Below are 20,149 nucleotides of genomic sequence, written 5' to 3' on the forward strand. Positions count from 1 at the left end.
ATAAATTTCAAATGATCTTTAATATAGTTATCGCCTTATCTCGCATCCTATAGACATGAAATTTGAAATCATTTCTCATTAAATAAATGCAGTAAAATAATCAGTTTCTATTTGCCTGCTAAGATGCTTAAAGGTTCGTCAACTTTACACAGTTCAGGCTTCTTCTCCATAGTAATCTCCATTAGTACCTTTTTTTATACTATACCACATAAATGTGCGTACTTCCTTTTTCGGTTAGTTTATTTCATAATAATACTTGTAGTAAGTCATTGCTGTTTATGCTTAGCCAAATGAATCATTTTTATAAATAGCCAGCTTCTAATTTTAAAAATAGGGGGAGGGTTTTAACATGAGCAATGAACATGTCACGTCTAGAGGAATTAGAAGTGTAAGGGACGTCGTTTACCAGGAAAATTCGCCGGCTCATAAAGTAGGATTGGTTATTGAACCGGGTAACTGGGAAGAAATTGATCCGTTTCTATTGATGGCTGAAGACTTTTTCCAGCGTGGAACATTCGGTATGCATCCGCACCGTGGCATTGAGACAGTAACTTATGTCATTGATGGGAAGCTTGAACACTTGGACAATAAAACTGGGGGCGGGGAATTATTACCCGGAGATGTTCAATGGATGACGGCTGGGAAAGGGATTATTCATACAGAGGACCCGGCTATTGGAGAAACCGTTCATTCCCTGCAACTGTGGGTAAATCTGCCGAGCGACAAAAAAATGACGGAACCGCGTTATCAGAATATGCGTGGGCAAGATATGCCAGTTCGTCATGAAAACGGCGCAATGATTCGTGTATTTTCTGGTTCTTCGAAGGATATGACGGCTAACACGAAAAATCACGTGCCTGTTACGATGGTCGAGTTTACTCTTGAACCGAATGCCACTGTCACACAGGATCTTCCCGGCAGTTATAATGGATTTCTTTATATAATAGAAGGAAAAGGAACTTTTGGCGGTGAAAACACGGAAGGCAAAAAAGGGCAGGTTCTCTGGCTGGAACGTGGAATGGATGCTGAACAGACTGAAGTGAAAATTCATGCGAAAGAAAAACTACATGTTATGTTATATGCAGGGCAGCCTGTTGGAGAAAAAGTTGTAGCGCGTGGTCCATTTGTGATGAATTCGGAAGGAGAGATCGTGCAGGCATACAAAGATTATCGAGAAGGAAAATTCGAGTAAACAAACGAAAAGACAGTCATTCCAATTAGCCATTTTTAAATCACGAATTGCACCTTTTAAAAATATAAATATCTTAGCTTAAATTTAAATTGTTTACGAAGATAAGGATATGCAAAATTTTTTTGGTGTATATCTCGATTTGAAGATATCTTTATTCGAAATGTTTAAGGTTATAATGTGGAATCATGTAATCAGTTGGTGAGAGCATAACGCTCTGCAAGTAATTTTATATAGGAGGAATTAAAATGATAGATGCAGGATTATTATTGATTCGTTTAGTCATTGGATTAGCTTTTGTTGGACACGGTGCGCAAAAATTATTTGGCTGGTTTGGGGGATACGGTTTAAAAGGAACCGGCGGCTGGTTTGAGTCGATTGGTATGAAACCGGGTGTAACAATGGCGCTATTAGCAGGGCTGGCAGAGTTTGTAGGCGGGGCATTGTTCGCCTTAGGACTCTTCACTCCCTTTGCCGGAATGATCATTGCCGGAACGATGTTAATGGCCATTGTTAAAGTCCATGGACCGAACGGTTTTTGGAGTACACAAAATGGTTATGAGTACAACTTGGTGTTATTAGCCGTTGCCATCGGTATCGCGATGACAGGGCCTGGTAGATATGCTATTGATGCTCTTTTATAAAAAACATCGGAAAAAATAACTGAGACGGCGCTTTCAACCTTTTGTCTCGGGATATTACCTCTAATGTTTGAAATTATTTTAGTAAAAAGCTTTAATGATGATAGTAGTCATATAGCGTTTAGCATATAAAAAGGATGGCGGGAAATGTTCTCCGCCATCCTTTTTATTGATGATACGTTTTTGAAAATAATCAAGAGAAAGCCAAAACGAACGTATATTTTTTTTTGTACAGACAACTATATATAAAAGTATAAAAGATTACACATCAACAATTACCTTCAGGAGGGAATTGCATGCCGCTAAATATTACCCAAAAGCTAATAAAAGGGCATCTTGTTTCAGGTGACATGGTTCCGGGTTCAGAAATAGGACTGAGAATTGATCAAACCTTAACGCAGGACGCCACAGGAACAATGGTGATGTTAGAACTGGAAGCGATGGGATTAGACCAGGCGAAAACAGAGGCATCCGCCCAATATGTGGATCACAACTTAATTCAAGTAGACAACAAAAATCCGGACGATCATCTTTTTTTGCAAAGTGCGACACGACGATTTGGGCTGTATTATAGCCGCCCGGGGAATGGAGTCAGCCATCCTGTTCATATGCAGCGGCTCGCTAAGCCGGGAAAAACGCTGCTTGGATCTGACAGTCACACATGTGCCAATGGATGTATGGGTATGCTGGCAATGGGTGCCGGTGGAATTGACGTAGCTTTAGCTATTGCAGGAGAGCCGTTCTACGTGAAAATGCCCCAAGTGTGGGGTATCAAGTTAACAGGTGAACTAAGCGATTGGGTGAGTGCAAAGGATGTTATTTTGGAGCTGCTGCGTAGACATGGTGTAAAAGGCGGCGTCGGAAAAGTGATTGAATATTATGGGCCAGGGGTTAAAGTGTTAAGTGCAATGGACCGTCATGTGATCGCAAACATGGGGGCTGAGTTAGGCGCTACTGGAACAGTTTTTCCATCTGACGACGAGATAAAACGCTTTTTAAAAGAACAAGACCGAGAAGATGATTGGTCCGAGTTAATGGCTGATGAGGGGGCCGCTTACGATATTAATGAAGAAATAAATCTGTCTGAAGTGGAGCCGCTTATTGCCAAACCTTCAAGTCCGGGAAATGTAGTACCAATTTCAGAAGTCGCCGGCACGCCTATTTATCAATCTTATGTTGGCTCATCAGCAAATCCGGGGTTCCGTGATTTCGCTATTGCGGCTCAAATTGTCAGCGGGAAACAAATAGCGGAGGGGATTTCTTTTGATATTAATCCAACTTCAAGGCAAGTATTAACCGATTTGGTACAAGAAAGCCATATTGCAAGTCTACTTCAATCTGGCGCGCGTTTGCATCAAGCAGGCTGTAATGGCTGTATTGGTATGGGACAAGCACCAGCGACGGGCCGCAACAGTTTGAGAACAACGCCTCGTAATTTTCCCGGACGTTCAGGAACGAGAGAGGACAGTGTCTATTTGTGCAGCCCAGAAACAGCCGCAGTCTCCGCTCTGACAGGAAAAATTACAGATCCACGAACAATCGGTATTCCTTATCCTAAAGTCAACGAACCGAAGAACCCAACTGTGGATACAAATTTATTAGAGGAACCGTTACCATATGAGGAAGCCAAAAAAGTTGAATTATATAAAGGACCGAATATCGCCTCAATACCAACAATGGATGCGATGCCAGATCGCCTGGAACTGCCTGTCTTGTTAAAAATGGGTGATAATATTTCCACCGATGAAATACTTGCCGGAGGAGCACGTGTCCTTCCGTATCGAAGTAATCTTCCTGAAATCAGTAAATTCACTTTTGAAATTATCGATAAAACATACTACGAACGTGGAAGGGAAAGCGTGGCTCATGGCGGACATGCTGTAGTGGGCGGATATAATTATGGTCAAGGATCCAGTCGTGAACATGCTGCACTTGCACCAAGGTACCTCGGTTTGCGCGTTGCCGTAGTGAAAGATTTCGCCCGCATTCACTGGCAAAATCTCGTTAACTTTGGTGTGCTGCCGCTCACTTTTGTTCGTGCAGAAGACTACGACAAGCTAGTTCAAGGCGATGTTCTTGAGCTTTCTGAGTTGAGAACGAAAATTAAACAAGGCAGTGAGTTTACGATTACCGTAAAAGGAAAAAATGAGCAAATTCATGTTAAACATGCCCTATCAGAACGTCAGGTGGAAATAATGCTGATGGGCGGACTGATCAACTGGGTAAAAGACCGGCAAAAGAAGGCTATATAACAGCTTGAGAACAGGCCTTTAGAAGAGGTCGATAATTGTATGAACTTGTACTTAGGATAAGCCTTAAACTTAAAGACTTTATGGAGGGATAACAATGGTGGACAGAGAAAACACATGTAAAGCCTGTGAAGGAACGGGCATGTTATCTGATGATGAAGGCTGGCAATATAAATGCAGTGTTTGTCACGGAGAAGGAACATTTTATGCTGGGGATAATCAATCTGCTAAAGTGATGTCTGTAGATGAAAATAATCGTTTATTAGATTAAATAAAGGGAGCTTATATTTGCTCCCTTTTATATTGGCTTGCAATCCCCACTCTTAAGGCCCTTATAATCCGCTTAACAATTGTTACGGTTGTTTAAATCGCTATTATTACATTTGTTTCTGCTGCGGTCGTTATCAAGAAACTGTGCATCGTTTTCAGCTGCAAATTCAAGGTTCACATTGTCTATATCTAATTCTTTGTTGCGATTTTTGTCATTATTGTCAAAATTACGGTTATTACGATTGCGGTTGTTGTCTCGTCTCATTTTTATTCCTCCTAAGGTTTTTATCATAGAACATACGTCTTCCTATAAAGGAATTTCGAGAATAGCGTTCCATCTAAGCAAACAATCCCTTTGGAATGTGGAGGCCTGCTGCTCAAGATCCCAAAAGTATTTGTTTGGTTTTTGATGTTTGTGCTACCCACAATATTTAATGTGCCATTGTCACAATAAATTACTCTGGAAAGTTTTAACCCATCACTCTAAATTTTTTATCATAGAACATACGTCCCTAGAGTAATTTCTCTAAACAAAGAAACAATATCCATGTGACATTAAGAATGTTAAGGAGGATTGTAAATGGATAAGGATATGAATTACGGTAGTGATTATAAATATATTCCTGCAACGTCGGTAGGAAGTGGAGTGGGAATTCAAGTATTACCGGATTTATTTTGTCATACTGTCCAAATTGTTAATATTAACTTGGTTGGAAATCCGGAAACGAAGGAATTTGTATTAGTTGATACAGGAATGCCGGATTCTGCAAATGAGATTATTTCCGTTACCGAAGAACGTTTTGGTGCAAACAGCCGTCCAAAAGCAATCATTTTGACACATGGTCATTTTGATCATGTGGGAGCTATTATTGATTTGGTTAAACATTGGGAAGTTCCTGTCTATGCACATGAATTAGAAATGCCTTTTTTAACAGGTCAAAGGAGTTATCCAGAACCAGACCCAACCGTTGAAGGCGGTATGATATCAAAAATGTCACCCATGTTTCCTAATGAACCGATCGACTTAGGGAATAATGTAGAAAAGTTGCCTTCCGATGGAACGGTTCCTCATATGCCTGATTTCCGTTGGATTCATACACCGGGGCATGCACCGGGACATGTTTCGTTATTTAGAGAAAAAGACCGAGCGCTGATAGCAGGGGACGCATTTATTACCGTCAAACAGGAGTACCTTTACAAAGTTTTAACACAAGAACAGGAAATAAGCGGGCCTCCAAGATATCTTACAACCGATTGGAAAGCCGCCAAAGAATCAGTCATTAAACTAGAAGCGTTAAAACCAACTGTCGCCGTTACTGGACATGGGTTACCTATGTCTGGTGAATTATTGACAAGCAGTTTACAAAAGCTTGTTAAAGAATTTGATCGGATTGCTGTACCTGATTACGGAAAGTATGTAGACAAGAACATCCATTGATTAAATGGAGGACAAAATTAAACTGTGCCCTGTAAAATGGACAGTTTAAAAAAGCCCGCTGCTCACGCAGCCAAAAAATGACCTCGATACTGTGTATCGAGATCATTTGTTTAGTTCCATTGGTATCCTCTTGAATTATGTGGAGTGATGCTTTTTTCCACTTAGTCCTGATGGTAAGGTATATGGCGCAGGCTGCAAAACAGGATCTTCATTCGGCTTTAATGCCATACAAAATAAAAGCAATCCCTAAAATAATCCAAAGCAGTTTTGACAAGGAAATATTACCGGCCATTCCCCAAAGGCCGATTGCCGTGGTCGTAATAAAAATCAATGGACCGACCAGCGCAAGTGAACTATTGACGATCATCACTTTTTCGATATCATTCAATTTCAACATGAGGATGGCAGCCATGATCTCCACGCTTCCTGAAAGTAACCTTAACATTGCCACGGCGATTACTGCTTTTTCTATAAGGATAAACATAAAGCCCTCCAAATTCCGTTGTTTTAAGTAGTATATGCAGCCACCAGTAACGGAAGGACAGGCTTTTATTATTTACTTAAATAGAACTCCACTTTTGCCATAATCTTTTTCCCACTAGTTTCATAGCCAAAAGGCGAAAATAGACAGGCTTTTATCAGTCATATGTTTATACATGATTAGGGTCACGCAGTCCCGTTTCGAGTACTCTTTCCTGCATATAAATGTAAAAGAACCATTCACCTATGAAAAAGCTGCGGAAAGCAGCTTTTTCAAAAAAACAAGGCGGCTTAAGCCCGTATAAATACCGGGCTCAAGCCGCCTAAGAAGAGACTTTTACTTTCTGCCTATTTCATTATTTGCTCTCAGCTTCTTTAATTGCTGTTTGAGCTAATTTAGAGATCGTCATATCGTCCATTGGAGGGTTATGAAGTCCTGCTCTCACATCGCGATAATATCGTTGCAGTGGATTTGACAGCTGCAGACTTTTGGCGCCAACTAATCTCATCGCTTTATCGACGATTGTAATAGCTGAATTTGTTACAATGTGCTTTGCTGCAGCAAGTTCGTTTGTTAGATGATTGCGGCGCGAATCATCTTCGTAAGCTTCTGCTACACTGTACAAAAAGTGTCTCGCTTTCATTAATTCTAAGTCAATTTGACCAATTAAACTTTGTACATTCGGTAATTGACTAATCGATCCGTTTAAACTATTTGGGGAATGTTCGATCGCAAAATTCACTGCATAGTCACGAGCTGATTGGGCAATACCTAAGTAGCAAGCTGGAATGTGCAGGATCCAGCCATTCACATTGTTGCCTCTTGGTCCTTGATTTAGCTCTACAAAGTTTTCGTCTGTAACTTCCACGTTATCGAGCACAAGATCATGGCTTTCTGTTCCTCTCATCGCGATAACATCCCAAGTTTCTTTAATAGATAGACCTTTAGATTCTCTATCAATCAGGAAAAATCCAATTCCCTGTTTTTCTTCGACCCATGCAGATACAAGAAAATGCGTTAATACAGGTGACATCGTCGTAAAATTTTTTTGGCCGGAAATCACCCATTTATCCTCTCTTTTCACTGCATTTGTTCCAGGGCGGCCGCCGCGCGTTGGACTGCCAGTTTGTGCTTCACTTACCGCTCTGTTCACTAAAGCACCGTTCAATACTTCTTTTGCAAAAGTATGCAGCTTATCCTCTTTCCAAAGTTTTTTCTCATACAATTCACCAACGACACCCTGATGCCAGCCTATTGCTAAACCAGTAGTGCTGTCGAAACTGGAAATCGTTTCTTGTAAAAGAACCATATCTGTCACGCTAACACCGCCGCCTCCATATTCCGTCGGTAATGTTAGTTTCGTGTACCCCATATCAACAAGCGCTTTGACATTTTCTTTCGGAAACTTTGACTTTTCATCCACTTCTTTCGAATGGCTTTTAAAAGCTTTTTCATGTTTTAATAGCTTTTCAAGCCATTCTCTCTGCGTATCCGTTTTAATAAATAAATCTTTTGACACATTCGACACTTCCTTAATCCATTCAGTTAAATATAATCATTCATATTCAATTCCTTGGTTGTCAAGTTCAGACGCATTCATTAAATATGTCAGACTTTTAAGTTAATAATACTCTTATATTATAACTATTTAAAACTAACTTTACAACTCGGAATTCTCATGTTAATATCTGACTATATTATTCGTGTTGATAGAGAGGGAGATAGATTGATTGAACTAAAAAACATTAAAAAGAGTTTTAAAAAGAATCCTGTTTTAAAAGGGGTCGATTTAAAAGTAAATAAAGGGGAGGTTCTAGTTATTGTTGGTCCCAGCGGATCGGGAAAAACGACCTTGCTTCGGTGTGTAAATTATTTAGAAAGACCTGATGAAGGTACGATCTCCGTTGATGGTTTTTCTGTTGAAGGAAAAAATGCATCGAAAAAAGATATTCTCAACTTAAGGCGTAAGACAGCTATGGTTTTCCAGCATTATAATTTATTCAAAAATAAGACTGTTCTGGAAAATGTAATGGAAGGCCTTCTTGTTGCTAAGAAGATGAAAGCACCTGAAGCGCGCAATATTAGCATGGATTTGCTTCAAAAAGTAGGGTTGGGTGAAAAAATAAACGATTATCCGACTCAGCTCTCCGGCGGTCAGCAGCAGCGCGTCGGTATTGCTCGAGCCCTTGCTTTAAATCCTTCAGCCATCTTGTTTGATGAACCTACGTCTGCCCTTGATCCAGAGATGGTTGGTGAAGTTCTTTCCATCATGAAGAAAATTGCTGGTGAGGGGATGACGATGGTCATTGTGACACACGAGATTGATTTTGCAAGAGATGCGGCTGACCACGTCGTTTTTATGGCTGATGGTGTCATCGTCGAACAAGGGCCGCCGAAAGATGTACTGTCTCATCCGAAACATGAGCGAACAAAACAATTCTTAAAAAGACTTGTGCGGGAGCCTGAGTATGAAATTTAGCAGGGGGGATATATGATGAAGCGTATGTGGTTAACAGCATTTTTAACAATGATATCTATTTTCGTGATCGCTGGCTGTTCAAATAGCGAAAGTTCAAAAACAGAAGATGGGAAACAAATTATTAAAGTGGCATTAAGTGATGAAGTCAATCCGCCATTTTTATATACCGATGACAAAAATAATCCGATCGGTTACGATATGGACTATTTAGCAGAGGTTGAAAAGAGATTGCCGGAATATAAATTTGAATACACGTTTGGTGAAGAAGAAGGGAATTTAGTCGGCGTTGATACGGGGAAGTTTGATTTTGCGATTAACTGGTTTTTCAAAAATCCAGACAGAGAGAAAAAGTTTCTTTATCCAGAACATGAATATGGTTACTCTCTCACGACACTCATTACTAAACCAAATCGAAACGATATTAAAACATTAGATGACATGGTTGGTAAAAAATTCACTCCAATGTCTCCTGGCGGCGGTCTGCGTTCGATTTTAAATGGATACAACGCCAAAAATCCAGATAAACCTTTAACAATTGAAAGCATGGATCATCCTTCCAATGCAGAAAACTTAAAATTAGTAGCTAATGGGAAAGCAGATGCGATGTTTATCAACAAATCTACATTTGATGCCGTTCAAAAAGAACTTAATTTAGATTTAAAAGCAGCCGCCGTTGTTTCAAAAGAGCCGCTTTATGTTGTTTATAATAAAGAACATACTGAACTGGCCAAGAAAATGGATAGGGTAACTGCTGAATTGATAGAAGACGGGACGCTTTCTAAACTTGCGGAAAAATGGTTTGATGTAGATTTCTTCAAGGGTCTCGACTACATTAACGAAAAAGGATTTGAATATAAAAATAAATGATTGATGGATTGAATGAAAAGCGGTCAATCCGGTAGATTTTAACTTTGGATCATAATTTATTCATTTATTGATCTGTTTAGGTGGAGAGAAAGATGAGTACAAGCTTGCAAGATTGGATAGATTTATTTGTAAAAGTGTTAGATAAGCTTCCTTTAACATTGTTTATGATGGTTGTTTCATTGTTCTTCGCTTTAATTTTAGGTTTAATTATTGCAATTATTAGAATTCAGAAACAACCTGTATTATACGGGATAGCAACATTTTATTTATCGTTTACACGATGTACGCCACTTTTAGTCCAGCTGTTTCTTGTCTATTTCGGGCTTCCTCAATTGTTATTAGCATTTAATATCGATATTAATAGTTGGGACAGGCTTATTTTTGTAATTATTACCTTCTCACTTCATACAGCTGCCTACTTATCAGAAGTGATTCGTTCAGCTTACTTAGCTGTTGGCCAAGAACAAATGGAAGCAGCATACAGCGTCGGGATGAGTTACCCGCAAGCTTTAAAGAGAATTATATTGCCGCAAGCGTTTGTTATCGCCTTGCCTAACCTAGGCAACAACATTATTGAATTGCTGAAGGATACATCGCTTGCTTTTACGATCGGCATTATTGATATTATGGGACAGGTTCGAATTATTTTAGGCAACAATTATGGAATCGGCATGTTTGAAATTTATGTCGTCATTTCTCTTGTGTATTGGGGCATTTGTATCCTTATTGAGAGTATCATCGGATATGCCGAAAAAGTGTTCAAAAAAGGGCATGTTGGTCTATCAAAGTAATAATTTTGCTAAGGAAAGTGATGATTCATGGCTATTATCGATTTTAAATTTGCTTTAGAGCAAGTGCCCGAAGTATTAAAAGGAGTACCGTGGACATTAACAATAGCCATTGTTGCGATGATATTTGGCGTCCTATTCGGTTTACTGATTGCTCTTTGCAGAATATATAAAATTCCCGTATTAAATCAGCTGTCGATTTTATATATTTCATTTATTCGGGGAACACCGTTAATCGTTCAGCTGTACGTCTTTTTCTACGGTGTTCCTGTATTACTAGGTTATCTTAATCCTCGTCTTGGGTTGAGTATAGAAGCAGATAACATTTCACCGCTCATTTATGCGCTGGTTGCTTATACGATTAATACGGCTGCTTATCAGGCAGAAATTTTCCGTTCCTCAATTAATGCGACAAGCGCCGGGCAGATGGAAGCGGCTTACTCAGTCGGGATGACAACCGCACAAGGATTATATAGAATCATTCTGCCCCAAGCGATTGTTATCGCCTTGCCGAATTTAGGAAATCTGTTTATCAACTTAATTAAAGCGACATCTTTAGCCTTTGCGGTAAAAGTAGTAGAAATTTTAGCAATTTCTAAAATTATTGCCAACGATGGGTACCGCTTCTTAGAAATGTATTTAGTCGCATCTATTATCTATTGGGTTATTTGCTTAGTATGTGAAATCATCTTTTCAAAACTTGAGAAGAAAATGGGACGTTTTGAAGCAAGAATGGACCTTAAAGCACCTGCTTGATAAATTGAGTTTAATTTAACTGCATTAAATAATGGTAAGTCGTGATAGTACAAAAATAAAATAACTAACTTTAAGACATATTTTTTATTTAAACAATTAGAAGAGTACATCAAATTGCATTAAACACTAATCCCCTTCACATGCATAATATATCTGAGTATTAAATTTATGCATTAAGAGGAAAGGCAGGCAATATAGATGTCTAATTCAGGTTATATTCCAGATAATAAGAATCTTAAAAAAAGTTCTGGAACTCCAAATCTTCACTTTAATATTAAGAACAATATTCTTTTTGAAAAAAATAAGGGGAACATTGCATACGAAGTTACATCTACACAAGTGCCAGCTATGGTAGGTGGTGCAGTAGTTGATTTACATCTCACAAAAGGGCATATTAGGGAACCACATTGGCATCCTAATGCTTGGGAGCTAGATATTATTATATCAGGAGAAGCGATTGTTGCTATTCTCAACCCTGATACTGCTCAACTCCAGACTTATCATTTGAAGGAAGCAGGCGATATTGTGTTTATTCCAATGGGGTGGTGGCACTGGATTACAGCAAAATCTGAAAAGGTGCATATGCATCTTTTTTTCAACAATGATCAACCCGAAAATGCAAAGGATCAAATGTATTGCGTTTAACACCACCAGAAGTTTTCCAAGAGGCATATAATGTAGATGCTGAAGAGTTAGCTGCGCATAAATGCTAATGACCTGTGCATAATGCCTTTATTTATTTAAAGGGGGACCGTCCCAAAAAGCTTTTTAGTACCGACTTTTGAGGCAGCCTCATCAAAAAGTCCCAAGGTTGATTTCTAGGGACTTTTTGATGTGCGTTCAGCACGGATGCAGTCTATAGGGGAGAGTCCCGAACTGTGAAGGCAGATTAATTCCAAACTTCCTCCAGTGCATCTCTAAACAGCTGATCCAGCTGCCCGGTCGGATCGGGGATTTTGACGTTTAAACTTTTGGCGTAGGCTTCAAGACGAAGTACTTCTTCAATAAAAAATGGATTCAATTAATGTCTATCCTACACTAATTGAATCCATTTCATAAATGAAACAACTTTAGTTAACATTGACTTGCAAAGTTTTCAAAAAGAACACGGGTTTTTCCCATACGTACTTTGTTTTACTAACAATGAAGAGAAATAAGGTATAGATATAACCATACTTATTTTATTCGGACAGTTTTCTTTACCTTTGCAGGTAGAAAGATGTTTGATACTGTAAAAATAATTAGGGCTGTCCAGATAAAAATGAAAGAAACTAACTGGGTATTGTTGAATGTTTCGTTAAAGACTAATACAGCAATTACCAGCATGATTGTCGGTGCTATATATTGGAGGAAGCCAAGCATTGTATAAGGAATCCTCTTTGTGGAAACGGCGAAAAGAAGCAGGGGAATTGCTGTTGCCACCCCGGTACCGATTAATACTAGATTTATATTTAAGTTGTAGGACATAAGATCATGTGCTGCAAAGAATAATAGATAAATTAGCGCAAGAGGTGTAATTAACATCGTTTCAAGTGTCAAGCCAGTCCAAGTATTTACATGAATAACTTTTTTTATAAGGCCATATAAACTGAAAGTTACCGCCATACTAATAGCGGCCCAAGGGACAGCTCCGTGACTCCAGGCAAGTATGATGACACCAGTCGTTGCTGTTACGACTGCTAAAACTTCGCCATTGTTCAGTTTTTCTTTCAAGAAGAGCGTAGCAAATAAAACGTTTACCATTGGGTTAATATAATAACCAAGACTTGCTGCTAATACATTATTACTGTTTACTGCAAAGATAAAAATAAACCAGTTTATTGTTATTAAAATGGTTGCCATTGTAACAGCAATCGTTGTTTTGGGCTTATGTAGTACCTCGCGGATTTCACTTATAACTTCTTTCCTTTTGCCGAAACTGATAATGAGAATAATCATAAACACAAATGACCAAATAATTCGATAGGCCAGTATTTCTATATCAGGAACATCACCGGCTAATTTCCAATATAAAGGCAGACACCCCCATATAAGATAGGCGCCCATCCCAGCCAAGACCCCAAATTTTTTCTCGCTCGGCTTATTTTGCATCTACTCACCTTTTTTCTAGAAGATCGTAAAAGAATGAAATATTATCCTAAAAATCTTCTTCAATTTAGATATCTATTATAAGACACAATCAAAATAAAAAAAATATAAGATTCATTCAAGTTTTCATTTTTATATGGAACAATCATTCCGATGCCGAAAATTGATAAAACGAAACGCCTCTCATTTTGAAGGAATGAGAGGCGGATTTTATAAAACGATTATTTTTTGTCTTCAAGTTCTATCTTTGTTCCATCTTTAAATGTTAAGTCTAATTCGAATTCTGCATAGTCTGGTGAAAGGCCAAATACGTTTAACACTTCCTTAATAGCGTCATTTTTACTTGTCTGTTGATTAATTGTCAGCTGCTTCACCTTTGGATAAATGTCATTAAATGCATCTACTCCTCTTTTATTTACTCCGTTTAGTGAGTCTTCTATTTCTGCTGTAACGGATTGATCATGTTTATGCTGCTCTAATTCCACTTCATATTCTTTTTGCTCATTATATTCGACTTTCAATTCGAAATCGGTATAATTAAGTTCATTTATTTTTTTGCGCATGTTTTCCTGACTACTCGCATCAATGTTTTGATTCGAATCATTTACATTGCTTTCACTACTATTAACAGATTTATTTTCTGCCTCTTGGTTTTGTTCTGGAATTTCAACCGGTTTGTTTTCTATCTCCTGATTTTGTGCTTGACTTTCCACTGCTTGGTCCTCTTCAGCATTTCCGCAGCCCGCAACAGTTAAAGAGATTGCTGTCAAAGCGGCAAGGGTATACATTTTCTTCATCGTCCATACCTCCATTGATTTTATCTAAATTAAATATTCCTCTTTCTAGTTGATTTAAACAACTTTATTGCTTATTAACGAAATTACTTAAAACTAGCAAAGGGTGCATGTGAAATATTTTGATTTTAGGAGGTATTTTGTGAAGGTGTAACTTTTCAAGGTGCATAATATATGGCACTGCGCTGTTGTATTTGTTAAGAAAGGGAGCTGCCCAAAAACCGGTGAGTAACAGACTTTTGGGCAGCCCCGCGGCGCTAATATTTAGTGTAGAAATACTTGTGGAATTAATGTTCTTTTAAGTTAGATAAAGGAACATCTTGTTCATTCTGTGGTTCATCAAGGGGGTAAATTCTAGCTGTTTCATTACTCTCATCCACATTTTGAATATAGATTGGCGCTTCATTGTAAGTGACATCCGCCATAACTGGTGAAGCGGCGATCTCTTGGGCTCGTTGTTTGTTCATAATAATGACCTCCTTTTGATTTGTAACAGTAATAATGTTTACTTAAAAGCTTTATCCTATAATGCAACTTTTAGCTTTTTTTATTCATCGATTGAGAGGAATAGGAAAGCAATATTACTCTTTGCCCGATGTAAGTATTTCCTTGTCAAAAAATACTTGATTGTTTCAAAAAGAAAAGACATATCCTATAGATGCTCAGAGGAGCAATCCATTAAAAGTAGGTGAACTTAAATTGAAAAATAACATTCAAGTATTGCCTATCATTGCTTCAATAGGGATTGGGGCTGCTGCTTACAGTATGATGACAGGGAAAGGCGGGCAACTTCAAAATATGATCCCTCAGTTATCCAATATTAGTAATCAGGGAATGACTAGCCAAAATACCCAATCAACAACAGGCACAACTATACAGTAAACATAAGAAGGGGCTGTCCGAAAAGTCTGTTATTTACCGACTTTTGGGCAGCCTCTTTCTTAAATAGAGCGACGCGGTGCTACATTGTGCATTTTTTATTGGAATTTATGCACGGCGATTATGGTTTTCTGCACAGGAACCGCCGAATTATGCACCGACCGCCGGGCATTGTGCGCGAGTTCCACGGGTTTCTGCACGCCCCCATCCGAATTATGCACGAAAACCTTCGAAATGTGCACGTCATCCGCTAATAAAATAAAAAGGACTTTTATTCATGCGCAAGTATTGGAATAATACATACTTTTCAAATTGTTTTGCAGTTAACCCCGGTAACCCCGCTAGCGATGTGTCAAGTATAGTTCTCTCGTGAATGGCAATCCTGATATTATCAAAAATAGCGAATGGAGGATTTATTTTGACTCACAACGATCATACGGGCAAAAAATTGCCGCAAGTTCCTGAGCCATATTGGAGAGACTTTATTGATTTGCCGGAATTTCCTCGTTTAGAGAAAGACATTCAAGTAGATGTTGTTATTGTTGGAGGTGGCATGACTGGAATCACTTCTGCTTACCTTTTAGTAAATGAAGGCTTGAAGGTCGCCATTTTAGAGGCGGGAAAATTGTTGAACGGCACAACAGGACATACGACTGCAAAAGTTACTGCCCAGCATGATGTAATATACGATGAATTCATTCAGAATTTCGGAAGAAGCAAGGCAAGATTATATTACGAAGCAAATACGGACGCTCTTAGCTTTATTAAAAAAACCGTGGACGAACATCAAATCAATTGTGACTTTAGCGAGCAAGACGCTTATATATATGCCACCACTGATCAATACGCAAGCAAACTTAAAAAAGAAGCTGATGCTTACGAAAAGCTCGGTATTAACGGCGGACTCGTTAATAGCATTCCTTTCGATATAGACATACAAAACGCACTCGTCATGAAAAATCAGGCACAGTTTCATCCAATTAAATACTTAACTCACTTAATCAAAATTATTACGGAAAAAGGGGGGCTTATCTTTGAGAACACGACAGGGGTAAATATTGAAACGGGAGAGCAGCCAACGGTTCTTACTCGCGAGGGTCCACGTGCTGCCGGCAATTATGTTCTTTCCTGCTCACACTTTCCGTTTTATGAAGGATTAGGTTTTTATTCTACAAGGCTGTACGCAGATCGTTCATACATCGTAGCCGCTAAAACAAAAAAACCTTTTCCGGGCGGAATGTATATTAGTGCTGATCAGCCAACACGTTCTCTCCGTTCTACAACAATTAACGGTGAGGAAATGGTACTTATTGCAGGTGAAGGTCATAAGACAGGTCAAGGAAAAGACACGATGGAACATTACAAAGCTTTAGAGACTTTTGGTGAACAAGTTTTTGGACTTGACAACATTATGTACCGCTGGTCAGCTCAAGACCTAGTCACACTGGATAAAATCCCTTATGTTGGAGAAATAACATCCGGCCAACCGAATATCTTGATCGCTACTGGTTACAGGAAATGGGGGATGACTAACAGTACTGCTGCGGCTCTGCTATTTCGGGATATGATTTTGGGAAAAAAGAACGCCTATCAAAGTTTATATACACCGTCTCGATTCTACGCGGATCCAAGTCTGAAAAACTTCTTAGTTGAGAACGCTGATGTTGTCGGCCATTTAATTAAAGGAAAACTAGAAATGCCTGATAAAAGTGCCGAGGAATTATCTATTGGGGAAGGTGCAGTTATTAACGTCAAAGGGCATAGAAAAGGTGCCTATAAAGATGAAGAAGGAAAACTGCATATTGTAGATACAACGTGCACTCACGTAGGATGTGAAGTTGAGTGGAACAGTGGCGACCGATCCTGGGATTGCCCGTGCCACGGCTCCAGATTTTCCTATACCGGAGAAGTGATTGAAGGCCCGGCAGAAAAACCTTTACAGCAGTACGATTATAATATACTGGACAATCTTACTTCAGAGGATTCCGGTTATTAACGGTTGATCTAAGAGACCGTTCCAAAAGCCTGACTTTTGGAACAGTCTTCCTTTGTCTTGAGAAATGCAGGAAAGCTTTGTTCACGAATCCATCGTGTTGTTCATCACTTTGATAGCTTTGTTCCCCATTTCCGTCTACTGAAAAAGAGGATATTCCCAAAGTAAGACTTTTGGAATATCCTCTTTAGTGGAATAAAACTTTGTTATTTTGAATGGGGTGTTGCCCCCGTAAGATGGGCTTCGAACATATCAATAATTGTAAGGAATCTATCGGCTTCACGGAAAACATGGTCTGCCAGCAGAGGATGGATAATGCTTTTAATTTTACATTCCTCAATTAAATCCCGAGCGGTCTTCTTAAAATCCCGAAGAGATGCGACAGATACGCGATTTTGATCAAGAAACTGATCCAAAAGGGGAACTGTCTGGGAGTGTGGTTTCATCCCCTCTAAGTCTCTAGCTTGAAAAACCAATTCATCAAAATCATTGCTAAAGTTTCGGGCCATATCTACAAGCTTTCTTTCCGATGGATCAAGGAGATGTCCGATAAATTTGGCATGATCAGCCATGATTCTTAAGAAGAAAACATTCTCTTTAATAATAGCATCAGCAAGTGGTTTCAGTTTTCCTTCGTTTAATTCAATTAATCGATTTCTAAAATAATTGGCTTCCCTGCTTACATGATCAACTAAAAGAGGGAAGTTATTTGCACCCGGCAATTGACAAGTGAGTATTAATCCTAATACTTTCCGCTTGAATGCAAATATATGAGTGGCAGCTTGTTGGACTTCCGAATTAAATCTTCTGATTTGTTCAGGATCCGTTTGATTTGTAAATGAATGAGCTCGTCGTTCAATTTGTTCAAACAAATGATAAAATTGATTAGCTTCCGCTATTAACTGTGTATCCTCACATCTGAACCCTAGCCTAAGAAATAACGAATGTTCCTTCATTATCCTCGACCAAAAACGGGTTTCATCTAATGACCGTGCAACAAACATTTCGCTTGCCACTTCTTTATTGGAATTTTTGTTCCCTTTCATAACAAGCCCCTCCTTGATAAATAAAAGACAACTCTTAAAACTTTATTAAGAAAGGTTCATAAAAATACCACAATCATATGATGAAGTTATTATGATAAGAACATAACCTTTTTTCTTCCCTCCCATATAGTATTAGAAAAGAGAAAAGGAGTTTTGTTAATGGAAATACCTTTAACCGGATTCATGTTGCATTCAAATGATTCAGATCCTGCGCATTCTCATCACCTTTATATAACCTCATGGGATGGGCGGCCCGTCCATGTCCATGAATTTAAAGGAGTTACCTCATATGATGATGGACATAGACATAGATATGCAGGAACTACTGAACCTGCGCCAAGCGGAGTTCAGCATAGTCATAAGTACTTTACTTTTACTTCTATCGATAATAGACATCATCATCAAATATACGGCACAACTGGTCCCGCCATTTATTTGCCCGGCGGTGGCCATTATCACGAATTTAGTGGAATGACCACTATTAATGGGGCTAATCCTCATAGACACAGATATAGTGGCAAAACAAGCCTTTGATCTTTTGCCATTTCGCAAGAGAAGAGCAGAGATGTGTATAAAATGCATTTCTGTTTTTTTATTCTTCAAATTCTATTTTTTTATATAATCACAATTCAATATTGTTGCGTACTCTGTCGCCAGCCATTCAAAAAATGTGTGGCGATTAAAAAAATGTATCGCAAGTTCAAAAAAACATGTATTATAAATCGTAATCATTTCGTTTTGTTTAAATTTGTATTAGTGATATAACTAATTCTTGAATCCACAAAAGGAAAGAGTTTTGTGTAACAGAGTATTAAACAAGAGAAAGGATGATCATAGATGAAAAGCGTGGAGGTTTATATTTTATCCGGCTTTTTAGGTGCTGGAAAAACTACTTTACTACAACAGATTTTGAAAGAAGAACAAGAAAGGGGGAGGAAAGTAGCTGTTATTATGAATGAAATGGGACCTGTTTCTATTGATTCCGATGCTGTTTCAGAAGGCGTCCCTTTGAAAGAACTGCTAAATGGTTGTGTTTGTTGCACTTTATCTAATCAGCTTGAAGTCAAATTAAATGAACTCATTAATCAGTATGAGCTAGATGTTGTTTATATTGAGACGACGGGTGCAGCCCACCCAGTTGAAGTTTTAGATGCTTGTTTATCCCCTCTTTTTGCGGAAAAGATAAGAGTTCAATCGATTATCACTATTTTAGATGCTAACCGCTGGATGGATCGTCATACCTTAAAGATTCCACTTCGAAAACTCATTAAGGAACAAGTAAAGCATGCGGATACCATTTTAATGAATAAAATTGATCAAATTTCAGAGGAAAAACAAAGAGAGATTGAAAGTGAATTGCGATCTATTAATCGTAGGGGCAAGCTTGTTCCTACAAAGTTTGCAAACATCAGTTTAGGAGTCATCCAGCATGCCTGTAGAAAGGAACAAGAGGAGCATGAGAAAGCACATGCCATCGAACATCTGCATATGAAGGCATACGTGCATACGTTTTCGCAGCCTGTTGATAAGCAATTATTTGAAGATTTCTTAGCAACAATGCCTGACACTATTTATCGTATTAAAGGGTATGTCCGTTTTACAGGAGAAAAAGAAACGTTTCTTTTTCAATATGCTTATGGCATGCCTATGTATATAAAAATAAAAATAAAGGTGAAAAGTACACTCGTGTTTATCGGAGATGGTTTAGATCATAGCAGACTGCAGGCTACATTAACTAATTTGCAGCAAGAAAGCATTTCTGACCCACATTTACTTTAAACCGCATTTTCTCCGCCTTTGACATTTGCGCATAGTTTAAACATAAGTTACAATATATCACATAAATCGTAATGATTACGTTTTAGTAAGAGACAAATTTTAAAAAGAGAAAGGATGAAGTGCTTTGGCAAAGAAATCAAAGATAGCAAAAGAGAAGAAGCGTCAGGAAATGGTCCAAAAATATGCTGAACTGAGAAAAGAGTTAAAAGCGAAAGGCGACTATGAAGCCTTGCGAAAGTTGCCGAGGGATTCATCCCCTGTACGTCTACACAACCGTTGCGAGGTTACAGGAAGACCGAGAGGGTATTTAAGAAAGTTTAAGATGTCTAGAATTGCGTTTAGGGAGTTCGCTCATAAAGGGCAAGTGCCAGGTGTCAAAAAGTCAAGTTGGTGAAAGAGAAGATGCTTTGAA

General features: G+C 38.6%; 22 protein-coding genes and 1 pseudogene. 15 read left to right on the forward strand and 8 right to left on the reverse strand.

Going from position 1 to position 20,149, the window contains the following annotated elements; all coding sequences use genetic code 11:
* Positions 1–349: 349 nt before the first annotated feature.
* The 4 genes from F9802_RS17685 to F9802_RS19815 all read left to right on the forward strand — a co-directional run bounded on the left by F9802_RS17685 (position 350) and on the right by F9802_RS19815 (position 4,350).
* Positions 350–1,192 (forward strand): pirin family protein, encoded by an 843-nt coding sequence (locus tag F9802_RS17685; RefSeq protein WP_152154342.1) that lies wholly within the window; start codon positions 350–352, stop codon positions 1,190–1,192.
* Between the two features lie 245 nt (positions 1,193–1,437).
* Entirely contained in the window at positions 1,438–1,833 is a 396-nt protein-coding gene (locus F9802_RS17690; RefSeq protein ID WP_152154344.1) for a DoxX family protein, read from the forward strand.
* Positions 1,834–2,126: 293 nt separating this feature from the next.
* On the forward strand, positions 2,127–4,082 hold the full coding sequence (locus F9802_RS17695; RefSeq protein ID WP_152154346.1) for an aconitate hydratase: 1,956 nt from the start codon (positions 2,127–2,129) through the stop codon (positions 4,080–4,082).
* Between the two features lie 94 nt (positions 4,083–4,176).
* Positions 4,177–4,350, forward strand: a complete 174-nt coding sequence (locus tag F9802_RS19815; protein ID WP_191992036.1) for a hypothetical protein — start codon at positions 4,177–4,179, stop codon at positions 4,348–4,350.
* A gap of 72 nt (positions 4,351–4,422) precedes the next feature.
* Here F9802_RS19815 and F9802_RS17700 read toward each other — a convergent pair whose 3' ends face one another.
* Positions 4,423–4,614: a hypothetical protein gene (locus F9802_RS17700; protein ID WP_152154348.1), complete on the reverse strand. Its 192-nt coding sequence runs from the start codon at positions 4,612–4,614 to the stop codon at positions 4,423–4,425.
* A 315-nt stretch (positions 4,615–4,929) separates the two neighbouring features.
* On the opposite strand from F9802_RS17700, the gene F9802_RS17705 reads away from it, so the two are divergent.
* On the forward strand, positions 4,930–5,787 hold the full coding sequence (locus F9802_RS17705) for an MBL fold metallo-hydrolase (RefSeq protein WP_152154350.1): 858 nt from the start codon (positions 4,930–4,932) through the stop codon (positions 5,785–5,787).
* A gap of 208 nt (positions 5,788–5,995) precedes the next feature.
* On the opposite strand, the gene F9802_RS17710 is transcribed toward F9802_RS17705, so the two are convergent.
* Both F9802_RS17710 and F9802_RS17715 read right to left on the reverse strand, forming a co-directional pair.
* On the reverse strand, positions 5,996–6,271 hold the full coding sequence (locus F9802_RS17710) for a YqhV family protein (protein WP_152154351.1): 276 nt from the start codon (positions 6,269–6,271) through the stop codon (positions 5,996–5,998).
* Positions 6,272–6,623: 352 nt separating this feature from the next.
* On the reverse strand, positions 6,624–7,787 hold the full coding sequence (locus tag F9802_RS17715) for an acyl-CoA dehydrogenase family protein (RefSeq protein ID WP_152154353.1): 1,164 nt from the start codon (positions 7,785–7,787) through the stop codon (positions 6,624–6,626).
* A 207-nt stretch (positions 7,788–7,994) separates the two neighbouring features.
* On the opposite strand from F9802_RS17715, the gene F9802_RS17720 reads away from it, so the two are divergent.
* The 5 genes and pseudogenes from F9802_RS17720 to F9802_RS17740 all read left to right on the forward strand — a co-directional run.
* Positions 7,995–8,747 carry an amino acid ABC transporter ATP-binding protein gene (locus F9802_RS17720; protein ID WP_152154355.1) on the forward strand — a complete coding sequence of 251 codons (753 nt, stop codon included), beginning with the start codon at positions 7,995–7,997 and terminating at the stop codon, positions 8,745–8,747.
* A gap of 12 nt (positions 8,748–8,759) precedes the next feature.
* Complete coding sequence (locus F9802_RS17725) at positions 8,760–9,614, forward strand: transporter substrate-binding domain-containing protein (RefSeq protein WP_225435392.1); 855 nt, start codon at positions 8,760–8,762, stop codon at positions 9,612–9,614.
* A 92-nt stretch (positions 9,615–9,706) separates the two neighbouring features.
* On the forward strand, positions 9,707–10,405 hold the full coding sequence (locus F9802_RS17730) for an amino acid ABC transporter permease (RefSeq protein WP_152154357.1): 699 nt from the start codon (positions 9,707–9,709) through the stop codon (positions 10,403–10,405).
* 27 nt (positions 10,406–10,432) lie between these two features.
* Positions 10,433–11,158 carry an amino acid ABC transporter permease gene (locus F9802_RS17735; RefSeq protein ID WP_152154359.1) on the forward strand — a complete coding sequence of 242 codons (726 nt, stop codon included), beginning with the start codon at positions 10,433–10,435 and terminating at the stop codon, positions 11,156–11,158.
* 198 nt (positions 11,159–11,356) lie between these two features.
* Positions 11,357–11,853 (forward strand): annotated as a pseudogene (locus F9802_RS17740) (cupin domain-containing protein); the annotation flags it as partial.
* Between the two features lie 194 nt (positions 11,854–12,047).
* Here the strand turns inward: F9802_RS17740 and F9802_RS20110 are convergent.
* The 4 genes from F9802_RS20110 to F9802_RS17755 all read right to left on the reverse strand — a co-directional run bounded on the left by F9802_RS20110 (position 12,048) and on the right by F9802_RS17755 (position 14,507).
* Positions 12,048–12,179, reverse strand: a complete 132-nt coding sequence (locus F9802_RS20110; RefSeq protein WP_263862327.1) for a hypothetical protein — start codon at positions 12,177–12,179, stop codon at positions 12,048–12,050.
* 155 nt (positions 12,180–12,334) lie between these two features.
* Positions 12,335–13,249 carry an EamA family transporter RarD gene (rarD, locus tag F9802_RS17745; protein ID WP_152154361.1) on the reverse strand — a complete coding sequence of 305 codons (915 nt, stop codon included), beginning with the start codon at positions 13,247–13,249 and terminating at the stop codon, positions 12,335–12,337.
* 218 nt (positions 13,250–13,467) lie between these two features.
* Entirely contained in the window at positions 13,468–14,043 is a 576-nt protein-coding gene (locus F9802_RS17750) for a YusW family protein (RefSeq protein ID WP_191992037.1), read from the reverse strand.
* 284 nt (positions 14,044–14,327) lie between these two features.
* A complete protein-coding gene (locus F9802_RS17755; protein WP_152154365.1) occupies positions 14,328–14,507 on the reverse strand; it encodes a small acid-soluble spore protein H in 180 nt (59 codons plus the stop codon).
* A gap of 232 nt (positions 14,508–14,739) precedes the next feature.
* Between F9802_RS17755 and F9802_RS17760 the strand changes: the two genes are divergently transcribed.
* Together F9802_RS17760 and F9802_RS17765 are read left to right on the forward strand one after the other, a co-directional pair.
* Positions 14,740–14,922, forward strand: a complete 183-nt coding sequence (locus tag F9802_RS17760; RefSeq protein WP_152154367.1) for a hypothetical protein — start codon at positions 14,740–14,742, stop codon at positions 14,920–14,922.
* A 415-nt stretch (positions 14,923–15,337) separates the two neighbouring features.
* Positions 15,338–16,915: an FAD-dependent oxidoreductase gene (locus F9802_RS17765; protein WP_152154370.1), complete on the forward strand. Its 1,578-nt coding sequence runs from the start codon at positions 15,338–15,340 to the stop codon at positions 16,913–16,915.
* A 203-nt stretch (positions 16,916–17,118) separates the two neighbouring features.
* Here the strand turns inward: F9802_RS17765 and F9802_RS17770 are convergent, their stop codons facing one another.
* Positions 17,119–17,958: a DUF2935 domain-containing protein gene (locus F9802_RS17770; RefSeq protein WP_152154372.1), complete on the reverse strand. Its 840-nt coding sequence runs from the start codon at positions 17,956–17,958 to the stop codon at positions 17,119–17,121.
* Between the two features lie 159 nt (positions 17,959–18,117).
* Between F9802_RS17770 and F9802_RS17775 the strand changes: the two genes are divergently transcribed.
* From F9802_RS17775 to rpsN, 3 genes are all read left to right on the forward strand, one after another.
* A complete protein-coding gene (locus tag F9802_RS17775; RefSeq protein WP_152154375.1) occupies positions 18,118–18,492 on the forward strand; it encodes a YmaF family protein in 375 nt (124 codons plus the stop codon).
* Positions 18,493–18,795: 303 nt separating this feature from the next.
* The gene (locus tag F9802_RS17780) at positions 18,796–19,737 is read left to right on the forward strand and encodes a CobW family GTP-binding protein (RefSeq protein ID WP_152154376.1); all 942 of its coding nucleotides are present in this window, start codon (positions 18,796–18,798) and stop codon (positions 19,735–19,737) included.
* A 124-nt stretch (positions 19,738–19,861) separates the two neighbouring features.
* Positions 19,862–20,131, forward strand: coding sequence for a 30S ribosomal protein S14 (rpsN, locus tag F9802_RS17785; RefSeq protein ID WP_152154379.1), 270 nt, complete (start codon positions 19,862–19,864; stop codon positions 20,129–20,131).
* The last annotated feature ends 18 nt before the right edge of the window (positions 20,132–20,149 follow it).

This window comes from Bacillus aerolatus (genome assembly GCF_009183655.1).
Lineage (GTDB): Bacteria > Bacillota > Bacilli > Bacillales > Domibacillaceae > Pseudobacillus > Pseudobacillus aerolatus.